The organism is Xanthomonas citri pv. citri (assembly GCF_000961215.1).
Taxonomy (GTDB): Bacteria; Pseudomonadota; Gammaproteobacteria; order Xanthomonadales; family Xanthomonadaceae; genus Xanthomonas; species Xanthomonas cissicola.
The window spans coordinates 3,583,270-3,596,774 of sequence record NZ_CP008998.1; the positions used below are offsets into that span (position 1 = coordinate 3,583,270).

General features: G+C 66.1%; 7 protein-coding genes. All 7 read left to right on the plus strand.

The annotated features are described in order from the left end of the window. Nucleotides 1-628: 628 nt before the first annotated feature. The 7 genes from AMD14_RS16025 (at nt 629) to AMD14_RS16055 (ending at nt 13,397) form a co-directional block, all read left to right on the plus strand. Nucleotides 629-3,520, plus strand: coding sequence for a TonB-dependent receptor (locus AMD14_RS16025; RefSeq protein ID WP_011052021.1), 2,892 nt, complete (start codon nt 629-631; stop codon nt 3,518-3,520). Between the two features lie 97 nt (nt 3,521-3,617). Continuing rightward, entirely contained in the window at nt 3,618-5,531 is a 1,914-nt protein-coding gene (locus tag AMD14_RS16030) for a beta-galactosidase (protein WP_015463476.1), read from the plus strand. Then, on the plus strand, nt 5,525-6,892 hold the full coding sequence (locus AMD14_RS16035; RefSeq protein WP_040259703.1) for an APC family permease: 1,368 nt from the start codon (nt 5,525-5,527) through the stop codon (nt 6,890-6,892). Before AMD14_RS16030 ends, AMD14_RS16035 begins: the two co-directional genes overlap by 7 nt. Next, nucleotides 6,871-7,806: a carbohydrate kinase family protein gene (locus AMD14_RS16040; RefSeq protein WP_011052024.1), complete on the plus strand. Its 936-nt coding sequence runs from the start codon at nt 6,871-6,873 to the stop codon at nt 7,804-7,806. Before AMD14_RS16035 ends, AMD14_RS16040 begins: the two co-directional genes overlap by 22 nt. Beyond that, complete coding sequence (locus AMD14_RS16045; RefSeq protein WP_003482450.1) at nt 7,803-9,227, plus strand: 6-phospho-beta-glucosidase; 1,425 nt, start codon at nt 7,803-7,805, stop codon at nt 9,225-9,227. The genes AMD14_RS16040 and AMD14_RS16045 overlap by 4 nt, the downstream gene beginning before the upstream one ends. Nucleotides 9,228-9,504: 277 nt before the next feature. Beyond that, nucleotides 9,505-10,968 (plus strand): glycoside hydrolase family 125 protein, encoded by a 1,464-nt coding sequence (locus AMD14_RS16050; RefSeq protein ID WP_011052025.1) that lies wholly within the window; start codon nt 9,505-9,507, stop codon nt 10,966-10,968. Nucleotides 10,969-11,054: 86 nt separating this feature from the next. Further along, nucleotides 11,055-13,397: a GH92 family glycosyl hydrolase gene (locus AMD14_RS16055; protein ID WP_011052026.1), complete on the plus strand. Its 2,343-nt coding sequence runs from the start codon at nt 11,055-11,057 to the stop codon at nt 13,395-13,397. Nucleotides 13,398-13,505 lie beyond the last annotated feature (108 nt).

Here is a 13,505-nt window from a genome sequence, read left to right on the forward strand (position 1 = left end):
GTATTCGTCTTCATTGCGCAGCCGGCACGACGATCTGAGCACACACTTCACACCTGCTTGACCGTCGCAACAGCGCGGTCTATCACTCACCTCAGCCGGCAACACACGTCATTGCGATGACCGTGGGCTGATCGACAGCAACAGCGTTTCCACGCAGCACGCGCACCGGGAGATGGTTGTATGCAGCATCGTCGTATCGACCAGCGCCTCCGTGTTGCCGCCCTCGCGTTGCCTCGCCCTGCCCACATGCGCGCGCTCGTTGCACTGGTGCAGCCGGCATGACCAAGCACTATAAATTGAGCGCCATGCGATCGCGCTCCAAGTGCATCGCCGGCTATTCCCCGCCCCGCCACTGACGCCTGCAACAGCTGTCCCAGCTGGCAGACGCTTCGACGTGCATCCCATGCGGTAATACGCGCACGCTTTGACGGCGTGCTGCGCGATGCCGTGTGTGTGCTCCATCGTGCGGACCGTCTGCCCAAGAGCAAAGGCATTGGAGGGCGTTGCCATCGGCAACGTTGCCCAGCATCTGGCGAGGTGGCACGTGGAAAAGCGTGAGCGTTCGAATGGCAAGCAATGGGCCGTGGCAATCCTGACCCTCACCGGCATGGCATCGGCGGCGACGGCAATGGCCGGCACGGTGGAAGGCGACCTGAAGGAAGCCAGCAGCGGCAAGCCGGCAGCGAATGCGAAGGTGCGTATCGCAGGTACCGCCTATAGTGCGGTCGCCGATGCGCGCGGGCATTTCGTCATCCGTGACGTGCCTGCAGGGCAGTACGCGCTGAATCTGGAGTATCCCGGCTTCAGCGCGGCCGAAACCAGCATCCAGGTCGGCGAGACCGGTACTGCGTCGGTGGCGATCGCGCTGGAAGAGGTCAAGCAAATGAAGGCGATCAGCGTGGTGAGCAACCGCTACGACGCCAGCGACCTGAAGATCAACGCGGCCAACACGGTCGATGTGCTGTCGGCCAACGACCTGCAACGCACCGCCGTGCACAACGTGGCCGAAGCGCTGGGCCTGATCGCCGGCATCAACATCACCAGCACCGGCTCGGGCTATTTCGGCGGCATCGACGGTGCAGCACGCGGCGAAGGCATGTTTGCCTCGGTGCGCGGGCTACCTTCCGAATACAACGTCAACATGATCGACGGCGTCACCGTGGCGCAGGGCATGCCGTATAGCCGCAGCGTGCAGCTCAGCCTGCTACCGCCGACCGGACTGCAGACCATCGTCGCCAACAAGACCTCCACTGCCGACATGGACGGCGATGCGATCGGCGGCACGTTGGATTTCCGCACCCCCACCGCCTACGACTTCAAGGACACCACCAGCGGCAGCGTCACCGGTAGCGGCCGGGTGGAAAGCCGCGCGCGCGATTACGGCGGCGATGGCCTGGGTGGCGGCTTCGGTGGCGAGTTTCAGCACAAATTCGGCGATGCGCAGCAGTTTGGCGTGTATGCCAGCGCGTACTACGACTACCGCACCACCACCAACAGCGAAGTGGCCGCGGCCACCAGCGCGCTCAACGATGGCTCGTGGGAATATTTGAACACCGACGCCAACGGCGGCAACGCCGCCGGCTTCGATCCGCAACACAACCTCACCAGCACCGGCATGAATGTCGGGATTGCCGCAGGCTGGGAGCGCCGCTACGGCGGCAATGCATCGTTTGATAGGCACGTGGACGACACCCTGTCGCTCTACGCGCGCATGACCTACGCCTATGCCAAGACCGATCAGGGCACCACTTTCGTGCAGCTACTGCCGCAGGATGTGCGCTACGTGCCAACCGGCACGCCTGGCGTGTATACGCCCAACATCGGCCGCATCGCCTCGCGTTTCTGGTACGAAACCAACCCGGAAATCGCCGATCTGGCCACCTTTCAGATCGGCGCGAAAAAGACCGTGGGCGGCTGGACCTTCATGCCCAACGTGTTCTACAGCTTCGGCGACAACGACCGCCCCGACCATGTCGAGATCGATGGACGCGAAGACAAGTTCACCCAGGACAACTACGCCTATTCCAGTAATACCCTGGTGGCCTATGGCGGCGGTGCATTTCCATACCCGCAGCTCACTCCGGCGCTGCAGGCGCAGGTCAACAACATCCCCTCACTCTATGCTGGCAGCTATGGCGAGCTGACCAAGATCTACTCCGGCCAGAAGAAAGGCGGCGCACGCGTCGATACCCGCTACGACTTCGAAGAGGACGGCGCACTGCGCTCGGTGCAGTTTGGCGTCAAGTACAGCAAGAGCCGTCGCCGCTACACCAACCGCGACTGGTATACCGGCGGCGTGGATGGCACCACCACGCTGGGCGAGCTGGGCATCTTCACCGGCACCTATGCATCGATCTTCCCGGGTAAATACGACTGGAACACCCCGCGCGTGAGCGAAGCCGCGGTGGCCGGTGTGATTGCGCAACATCTCACCGACGACGATCTGGACACCTGCGGCAACGCGTTCTACGTCAACAACTTCAACTGCAACACCATGCGCGGCACCGAGGCGGTCGGTGCCGCCTACGCCAGCGCCACCTTCATCATGGGCAACCTGGACATCGTGCCCGGCGTGCGCTTGGAACACACCGCGATCAACAACACCTTCTGGGTGAGCCCGACGGACGCCGACGGCAACGACATTGCCGGCTACTTCGACCATAACCACGCCTCCTATAACGAGCCCTTGCCCAGTGTGTTCCTGACCTGGCGACCGGATCTGCGCACGGCGTATCGCGCCTCGCTGTGGACCAGCTACACCCGGCCGGCCTTCGTGCAGCTGGGCGGCGGCAGCCAGATCGACATCTCCAATGGCGTCACCACCATCACTCAGGGCAACCCGGACCTGAAGCCGATCGAATCGACCAACCTGGACCTGTCCGGCGAATGGTCCACGCAGCACGGCGGCTTTTTTTCGCTGGCCGGCTTCTACAAGCAACTGCGCAACTACATCTACGATGCCGGCTCGGCGCAGGCCAATGGCAGCACCACCGGTAGCGGCACGGTGCTGTACCACATGCCCACCAATGGCGGCGACGGCAAGATCTACGGCGTTGAAATCAGCGCCCGGCAAAAATTCCAGGACCTGCCCGCCCCGTTCGATGGCCTGGGCGTGAGCGCCAACGCCACCCGCCAGCACGCGCGTGCGGACCTGGGCCTGGACGGTTTCGAGAACGAGCACATGCAGTCGGCGCCGGCGGCAATGGCCAACCTGGAAGTGTTCTACGAACACAACGGGTTCTCGCTGAACCTGAGCTACCACTTCAGCAGTTCGTACCTGCTGGGCTACGACTTCCTGCACGAAGGCGCGCCGTGGAACGACCTGTGGGCACGCCCCACCCGACGTGTGGATCTGCACACCGGCTACCGCTTCGACAATGGCGTGAGCATGGATCTGTCGATCTCCAACCTGACCAAGGAATACAGCTATTGGGCGCATATAGGCCGCCGCAATCTGGCGATCTCCGACATCGTCGATGCCGGAAGCACGGCGCTGTTCACTGTCAAGTACGCGTTCTAGCAGTGGGCCGCGCTGCGCCGCAGACCTGGCGGCGCGGCATGGCGCACCGCGATGCGATCGATATAACGCGGCAGCTCCTTTCCTGGCTGGAGAGACGATGAAACGCAGGAGCCTATGCACGTTTGGGCTGCTCGCGCCGTTCGGCCTGGCGGCCGCGCCGGCGCTGCTGTCGTCGCTGCGTGCGCCAGTGCCGGATGGTCGCCCGCATGTATTCGGCTTCGACCGCGGACAGTTCGTGCTGGACCAGCAGCCGTGGCAGTTGCGCAGTGGCGAGATGCATCCGTTGCGCATCGCCCGTGCGGATTGGCTGCAGCGCATCCGCATGGCCAAGGCGATGGGCTTGAACACGATTGCGCTGTACCTGATGTGGAATGCCTACGAGCGCGAGCCGGGGCAGTTCGATTTCGCGACCGACGAGCGGGATTTCGTCGCCTTCATCAAGCTCTGCCAGCAGGAAGGCATGTGGGTGTATCTGCGACCCGGCCCTTACGTGTGCGCCGAATGGACGCTGGGCGGGCTGCCGCCCTACCTGCTGCGCGAACCGGGCATGCGGTTACGCGACGCCAATGATGCACGTTACATGGCAGCGGTACAGCGCTATATCGCCGCGGTGGCGCCACACCTCGCACCGCTGATGGCCGGTGCCGGCGGGCCGGTGCTGATGCTGCAGATCGAGAACGAATACAGCATGCACGGCAGCGACGTGGGCTATCTGCAGGCGCTGGCTGCGCTTTGGCGCCAGCACGGCATCGATGGCCCGTTTTCGCTGGCCGAAGGCATGAAGGACCTGCGCCGACGCAAGGCCTACCTGCCCGGCGCGGCGCTGGGTCTGGATGGTGCGGATCTGCAGGAGTTACAGCAGGCCAGAACCATCGCAGGTGACGCACCGGTATGGGTGGCCGAAGGCTACCCGGGCTGGTTGACGCATTGGGGCGATGCCGATGTGGCGCGCCGCGACTACGCACCGATGCTGCAGCACCTGATGGCAGCCGGCTATTCGTTCAACCTGTATGTGGTGCACGGCGGCAGCAACTTCGGGCTGAGCGCTGGCGCCAATGCCGAAGACGACGGTTCGCAATTCCAGCCGGTGCTCACCAGCTACGACTACAGCGCACCGATCGACGAACGCGGCTGCGCCACGCCGGCCTACACGGCACTGCGCAGCATCATCGCCCAACACAGCAGCGGCCCGCTGCCGGCGATTCCGGCGGCGCCAGCGCGCACCCGCTTCGACGCGGTCATCGCACACCCGGTCGCATCGCTGTGGGACAACCTGGGAGACCAGCCGGTGCCTACCGACCAGCCTGCCGACAACCAAACCCTGCTCAGGCAGAACCTGGGCCTGGCGGTCTACCGGCGCCGCATTGCCGCCGGCACGCAACTGGACCTGGGCCTGGTGCACGACTACGCAGCAGTCCACCTGGATGGCCGCGAGATCGGCCATGTCTCGCGCATGCGGCATGCGCACCTCAACAGTGCAACGCAACTCGCCCTGCCGAACGCCGCCGCGAAGGAACGCCAGCTCGACATGCTGGTCGACAGTTTCGGCCATATCAATTTCGGCCCGGCACTGGGCGATGCCAAAGGCCTGCTCGGCCCGGTGCGACTGGATGGCAGCGAGCTGCGCGGCTGGCAGGTGTACGGCTTAGCGCTGGATAGCGACACCGCGCCCACGTTGCGCCCACTGCAAGCGCCAGCCGCGCGCCCCGGCCTGTTCTTCGCCGCCGATATCGCACTGCAAACGGTCGGCGACGTGTACCTGGACATGCGCCAGTGGCGCAAAGGCTATCTGTGGGTCAACGGACGCCTGTTGGGGCGTTACTGGAACGTCGGCCCGCAACAGTGCCTGTTCTGCCCCGGCGCTTGGCTGCGCAAAGGCAACAATGCAGTGCTGGTGCTGGATCTGCATCAAATGGAAGCCACCGCGATCCACTGCGCCGACAGCCTGCGCGCTGCCCATGACGCAGCCACCACAGCACGCAGCACGCATGCGGCGTACAGCGCATGCTGAGTCCCTCGGTGGTGCCGCCATCGTCCACAGCTGCAGGCGCCCCGCCGCGCACGCTGGGTTTCTGGAGCGCGCTGTCGGCCAATCTGCTCAACATGATCGGCATCGGCCCGTTCATCACCATTCCGCTGGCGTTGTCGGCGTTGGCTGGCCCATCGGTGTTGATCGGCTGGGTGGCCGGTGCGCTGCTGTGCCTGTGCGATGGGCTGGTGTGGGCCGAACTCGGCGCTGCGATTCCGCGCTCGGGCGGACCGTACCACTATCTGCGCGAGGCATACGGGCGCGAACGCTGGGGGCGCCTGTTCGGGTTTTTGTATCTGTGGCAAACGCTGCTGACCGCACCGCTGTCGGTGGGCTCGGCGGCGGTGGGCTGCGTGCAATATCTGGCGTTCCTGCTGCCCGGCCTGGGCCATGCCCGGCTCACCGCCATGGCGATGGCGCTGTGCGCCTTCAACACACTGCTGCTGTATCGCAAGGTGCGTTCGGTGCAAGTGCTGTCGTTGCTGGTGAGCGCAGCGGTGATCGGTGCCTGCGTGTGGATCATTTGCAGCGGCGTGCTGCATTTCGATCTGGGCATCGCCGAGGATTTTCTGCATGCGCGCCCGGCTTCGCCGCACGGCTTCTGGCTGGGCTTGGGCGCAGTGGCATTGATCGCGGTGTACGACTACGGCGGCTACAACAACGTGTGCATGCTCGGTGGCGAAATCCGCAAGCCACGCCGCACCATTCCGCGGGCGGTGCTGGTCTCGATCCCGATCGTGGCGCTGCTCTATCTGGGCCTCAACGTCACCTTGCTCGGCGTGCTGCCTTGGCAGCAGGCGGCGCAATCCAAGGCGGTGATGGCCGACTTCATGCAGGCCATCTACGGGCCGGCGGGCAGCACCGTGGCAGTGGCGTTGATCGTGCTGGCCAGCTGGGGCTCGGCACTGGTGGTGTTGCTGGGATATTCGCGGGTGCCATATGCCGCCGCCGCGGCCGGGCAATTCTTCGGCGTGTTTGCGCGGCTGCATCCACGTGGCGGCTTTCCCACCGTATCGCTGCTGTTCGTCGGCGCAACGTCCGTGCTGGCCTGCCTGCTGTCGCTGGACGATCTGATCGCCACCTTGATGATCATCCAGATCCTGTTCCAGTTTCTGGCGCAGTGCCTGGCCGTGGTGCTGTTGCGACGCAAGCGGCGGCGCCGTGCATTTTCGATGCCGCTGTATCCGTGGCCGCTGCTGATCAGCGTGGCCGGTTGGCTGTATCTGCTGGCCGCCAGCCCCGGCCATCGCGTATTGGCGGCAGTGCTGGCGCTGTGCGTGGGCAGTGCGCTGTATCTGATCCAGACACGGAGGGAGCGCGCATGGCCGTTCCAGCTGCAATGAGCGCCGCACAGATCATGGTGGTCGGCGAGGTGTATCTCGACCACATCTTCAGCGGTTTCGAGCGCTGGCCGGCACCCGGCGAAGAAGCGCTTGCGCGTCACTACACGCGCGAGTTGGGTGGCGGCACGCTGATCACCGCCTGCGCGCTGGCACGGCTGGGCTGCGGCGTGCGCGTGCTCGGTGCGATCGGTGCGCAGGACCGTCCGGTGTTCGCGCAGCGCCTGGGCGAGTTCGGCGTGTCCGCCGATGGCTTGGTCGACTCACCGGCCGGCACCGGCGTGACCACCAGCGTGTCGCTACAGGACGACCGCTCGTTCTTCACCTACCACGGCGCCAATGCCGACCTGAGTGCGCTCCTGCTGGATGAAACCTCCATCGCCGCGATGTCTGCGGCCACCCACGTGCACTTCGCCCTGCCGCTGCCTGCTGCGGTGGCGCAGCCCCTCCTGCCGCTGCTGGCGCGTGCCGGCTGCAGCACCTCGCTGGATGTCGGCTTCAGCCCGGCCTGGCTGGCCGATCCTGCCAACCACGCCACCTGCCGCGCGGTGACCTGGTTTCTGCCCAACCAGAAAGAAGCCGCGCTGATGGGCTGCGGCGATGGCGCCGACGCGTGTCTGGCATGGGCACACGCACTCGGCCTGCGCCAGGCGGTGATCAAGCGCGGCGCTGCCGGCGCGATGGTGATCGATGACGCCGGCGCACGCCGGGTCGCCGCACCCATCGTGCCGGTGCGCGACACCACCGGCGCCGGCGACGCCTTCGATGCCGGCTTTCTCGCCGCCCAGCTGCGCGGCCTGTCGCCGGATGAGAGCGCACAGCACGGCTGCCACGCGGGCGCGGCCTGCTGCAGCGCGCTCGGTGCGCTCGACGGCCTGTTTCTCCTATCTCCCCCCACACACGAGGACGTTCCATGAGCAGTTCTGTCGACAATCGCAAGCTCACCCTGATCGGCGGCGGCGGCGTCCGCACACCCTTGGTGGTGTACGGCGTCAACGAAGCCGCCGAGGCGCTGGGCGCGCGCGAGATCGTGCTGTACGACCCCGATCAGGAGCGGCTGGCGCTGATGGTGGCGATGGGCCGCGCCGTCGTGGCCGACGCCGGCGGCGCGTTGCAGGTGCATGCGGCGCCCTCGCTGGAAGCGGCGATCGAAGGCGCGCATTTCGTGCTCAACAGCATCCGCGTCGGCGGCATCGCCCAGCGCGCCTCCGATGAGCAGACCATCATCGGCCATGGCTATTCCGGCCAGGAGACCACCGGCCCGGGCGGCGTGGCCAAGGCGCTGCGCACGGTACCGGTGGCGATCGAACAGGCGCGCATGATCGAACGCCTGAGCCCGGACGCCTGGCTGGTGAGCTTCACCAACCCCGCCGGGCTGATCACCCAGGCCATCAGCGCACACACCCGCGCGCGCGTGGTCGGTATCTGCGATACGCCGGTGGAGTTGTTCCACAACATCGCACGCGCGCTCGGCGAGCCGGCTGCCGATGTGGAATGCGACTACGTCGGGCTCAATCATCTGGGCTGGATCCGCGCGGTGCGCCTGCGCGGCGAAGACATCCTCGACCGCGTGCTCGCCGACGACGCCATCCTGCGCCAGCTCTACCTGGCGCCCTTGTTCGACTTCGACATGCTGCGCGCACTGCGGCTGATCCCCACCGAATACCTGTATTTCTTCTACGAGCGCCGCCGCGCCCTGGAGAACCAGCGCGCCAGCGGCGCGAGCCGTGGCGGCGAGATCGAGCGGCTCAACCGCACCCTCATCGGCGACCTGCGCAGCCGGCTGGACGCCGGCGACACCACCGGTGCGGTACAGACCTATGCGGCCTATCTGGCGCAGCGCTCCGGCTCGTACATGAAGCTGGAGGCCGAGGCCGGCTCGGCCTTCGCGCCGGACCTGGCGCCGCAGCCGGACCCGTTCCGCGCCAGCACCGGCTATCACCGCATCGCGGTGGACGTGATGAGCGCGCTGACCGGCGCCCGGCCCGCGCGGCATGTCGTCAATGTGCGCAACCAGGGCGCGATGGGCGAGCTGGCCGACGACGACATCGTGGAAATCGCCGCAGACATCGATCGCGACCGCATCGTGCCGGTCCCGGCCGCGCCGCTGCCCAGCGCCGTGCAGGGGCTGGTGCACACGTTCAAGGCGTACGAGCACGCCGCCATCGAGGCGGCGCTCAGCGGCAGCCATCTGGACGCCTGCAAGGCGATGCTGATCCACCCGGCGATCGGCGAATGGAGCCCGGCGCGGCGGTTGCTGGACGAGTTGTTCGGCCACGCACACGACGATGGCCACTGCGCGGGGCCGGCACAGTGGCGTGGACATGCGGTGGGCTGATACCGAGGTTGATGCCGTGCCGTCGCTGCCGGTGGGGTCATGACACTGGCGTGCCGGTCGTCGGCGCGTTTCAACGCCGCCGGCAACGAAGACCCAGCGCAATCCGCCACGCAGACGGCGGAGAATTGTGCGGCCGCACTATGCACATTTGGCGCACACGTTGTATGGTCATCGGGAATTGGTCATGCATAGGTCTCATCCTTAGCCGGCGGGTAGCGCGGCGCTGGAGCGGCACTGGTGTGCAGGCCTGCAGTCGAAATCCAAGGAGTTCCAGGTCATGCACACCCGCCGCGACATCCTTCAACTCCTAGGCGCCAGTGCCGGTGCCGGCCTGCTCGCCGCCGCACTGCCCGCCATTGCGGCCGCGCCCGCCACCGGCGCATCCAGCGTAGCCAGCGGCTTTGTCAGCAAGCGCCCGCCCAAGGCGCAGCGCCGCTTCGTCAGCAAGGCGGTCGAACAGCAAATCGCGCAGATCAAGGCGCGCATCGCCGATCCGGAACTGGCCTGGCTGTTCGAGAACTGCTACCCCAACACCCTCGACACCACGGTGGAAACCGGCACCCGCGACGGCAAGCCGGACACCTTCGTCATCACCGGCGACATCCACGCGATGTGGCTGCGCGATTCCTCCGCGCAGGTGCACCCGTACGTGCCGCTGGCCAGGCGCGACCCGGCGTTGCGGCGCATGTTCCATGGCCTGATCCAGCGCCAGGCCGCGTGCATCGCGCTCGACCCGTATGCGAACGCGTTCCTGCCCGATGGCCAGACCCAGCGCCTGAAATGGTCGCTCAACGACATCACCGAAATGAAGCCCGGTGTGGGCGAGCGCAAGTGGGAAGTCGATTCGCTGTGCTACCCCATTCGCATTGCGCACGAATACTGGCGCGCCACCGGCGACGCCGCACCGTTCGACGACGACTGGCGCGCGGCGATGCACGTGGTGGTCAAGACCTTCCGCGAGCAGCAGCGCAAGAACGACCGCGGCCCGTACGTGTTCCAGCGGCCTTCGCCGCTGGCCACCGAAACCCTGGTGCTGGAAGGCTACGGCCAGCCGACCAAGCCCAATGGCATGATCCACTCGATGTTCCGCCCCTCCGACGACGCCTGCGTGTTCCCGTTGTTCGTGCCGGCCAACCTGTTCGCGGTGACCTCGCTGCGGCAGCTGGCCACGATCAGCACCGCCTTGCATCGCGACACCGCCTTTGCCGCCGAGTGCACCGCGTTGGCAGACGAAGTGGAAACCGCCACCCGCCAGTTCGGCCAGCAACGCGATGCCGACGGGCAGGCGTACTGGGCGTTCGAAGTGGATGGCTTCGGCAACCAGTTGTTCATCGACGACGCCAATGCACCGGGCCTGCTCAGCCTGGCCTACCTGGGCTGCTGCGACCGCGCCGACCCGGTGTTCCTGCGCACGCGCCAGCTGGCCTGGAGCGAGCGCAACCCGTATTTCTCGCGCGGCAAGGCGGCCGAAGGCGTCGGCAGCCCGCACAGCGGCATGGGAACGATCTGGCCGATGTCCATCATTCAATACGCGCTGGTCAGCGACGACGACGCGCAACTGCGCCAATGCCTGCAGTGGTTGAAAACCACCCACGCCGGCACCGGCTTCATGCACGAAGCCTTCGACAAGGACAACCCGAACACCTTCACCCGCGACTGGTTCGCCTGGGCCAACACCTTGTTCGGCGAACTGATCATCGACCTGCATCAACGCAAACCCCAGCTGCTGCGTAGCCTCTGACCTTTCCTTCTCCCTTTGGGAGAAGGTGCCCGCAGGGCGGATGAGGGTGCCCCGGCATCGGCCCGCAACATTCCGAGACCACACACATGGCAACACGACGCGGTTTTCTCCAAGGCGCCATCGCCGCAGCCCTGTTCGGCAGCGTCGGCCTGCCCGGCCTGGCGCGCGCGCGCGCCGGCAACTACGCGCTACCGGCCGATGCGCGTACCCGCGCCGACCTCACCCGGCATGTGGATGTGTTCATCGGCACCGGCGGCCACGGCCATACCTTCCCCGGCGCCACGTTGCCGTTCGGCATGGTGCAGCTCAGCCCGGACACCTATAACGCAGTGTGGGATTCGTGCTCGGGGTACCACGAGTCCGATGGCTCGATCATGGGCTTTTCGCACACGCACCTGTCCGGCACCGGTATCGGCGACATGCTGGACTTCCTGCTGGTGCCCGTCACCGGCGAGGTCAAGTTGGTGCCCGGCCCGCTCGACAACCCGGACGCCGGCTACCGCTCGCGCTACGACCATGCCGATGAAGCCGCATCGCCGGGTTACTACCGCGTGCGCCTCAAGGACAGCGGCGTGCATGCCGAACTCACCGCCACCGCGCGGGCAGGCCTGCACCGTTACCACTTTCCCAAGGGCAAACCCGCGCATGTGTTGCTCGACCTGTGCCACGGCATGCAGGACAAACCCGGCATTCCCACCCGCATCAGCGATGCGCAGTTGCGCGTGGTCGACGAACGCACGCTCACCGGCGGACGCCGCGTGTACCAATGGGCCAAGGGCCGCTACATCTATTTCGCCATGCGCCTGTCGCGCCCCTTCAAACAGGTGCAGTTGTACGACGAAGACCAACCGCTGGCCGCCGGCACGCGCAGCGCCGACGGCACCCACCTCAAGGCCGCGTTGCATTACCCCGATGCTGCCGACGCCCCGCTGCTGATCAAGGTCGGCATCTCGGCCGTCAGCGCCGACAATGCACTGGCCAACCTGGATGCCGAATTGCCGGACTTCGACTTCGCGCGCGTGCATGCGCAAGCCGTCGCCGCCTGGGAAAAGGAACTGGCCCGCGTGCGCATCGACAGCGATGACGACGCGCAACGGCGCATCTTCTACACCGGCCTGTATCACAGCCTGCTGGCGCCTACGCTGTTCTCCGACGTGGACAACCGCTACCGCGGCATGGACCTGCAGATCCACACCGCGCCGAAGGGCTACAACAACTACAGCACCTACTCGCTGTGGGACACCTACCGCGCCGCGCATCCGCTGCTCACGCTGGTGCAGCCAGAGCGCGTGCCCGATCTGGTGCAATGCCTGGTGCGCGGCGCCAACGAATGCCCGGACGGCGTGGGCATCTGGCCGCTGCAAGGCGTGGAGACCGGCTGCATGATCGGCTATCACTCGGCCGTGGTGTTGGCCGAAGCGCACGCCAAGGGCTTCACCGGCATCGACTACAAGGCCGCGTGGCCGGCGTATCGCAAGCGTGCGATGGACGACACCACACACGGCCTGGGCGAGTACCGCACGCTCGGTTACATCCCCGCAGACAACGTGGACGAAGCGGTCAGCCGCACGCTCGAATACGCCTACGACGACTGGGCCTGCGCACACCTGGCACAAGCCGCGGGCGCCAGCGCCGATGCACGCGCATTGCGCGACCGCTCGCGCAACTACCGCAACGTGTTCAATCGCGACAGCGGCTTCGTGCAGGCGCGGCTTGCCGACGGCAGCTGGGCCACACCGTTCGACCCGCGCGGCATGGGCCATATCGCCAAGTGGCGCGATTTCACCGAATCCAGCGCCTGGCAGGCCACCTTCCTCAACCAGCACGATCTGTACGGCTACATGGATTTGTACGGTGGTCGCGACGGTTTCGTCGCCAAGCTGGACGAGCTGTTTTCCACCAGCTCCGAACTGCCCGCCGATGCACCGCCGGATATCGACGGCATGGTCGGCCAGTACGCGCATGGCAACGAGCCCAGCCATCACGTGGCGTATCTGTTCGCCTATGCCGGCCAGCCGTACAAGACCCAGGCGATGGTGCGCCGCTTGCTGCGCGAGCAGTATCACGACGCGCGCAACGGCCTGTCCGGCAACGAAGACTGCGGGCAGATGAGCGCATGGTTCGTGCTCAGCGCATTGGGTCTGTATGCGGTGGATCCGGTTAGCGGCAACTACATCGTGGGCAGCCCCTTGTTCAAGCGCGCCACACTGGATGTGGGCAACGGCCGCACGCTGCGCATCGTTGCCAACAACAGCAGCGAAAAGAACGTCTACGTGCAGTCGCTGAAGTGGAACGGCGCACCGACCAACCGTGCCTGGCTGCGTCATGCCGATCTTGCCGCAGGCGGCACCCTGGAGTTCGAGATGGGGTCCACGCCCAATCTGAGCTTCGGTGCCAACAAGAAGGATCTCCCGCCCTCGTTCGCCTAGCGGACGCACAGCCGCGGCAGCTCGACCATGACAGCTCCCGTTAGTCCCCTTTTTCCGCAAGCAGGGGCGCGCTGCCTTCCTTCTCCCGCAAGCGGGAGAAGGTGCCCG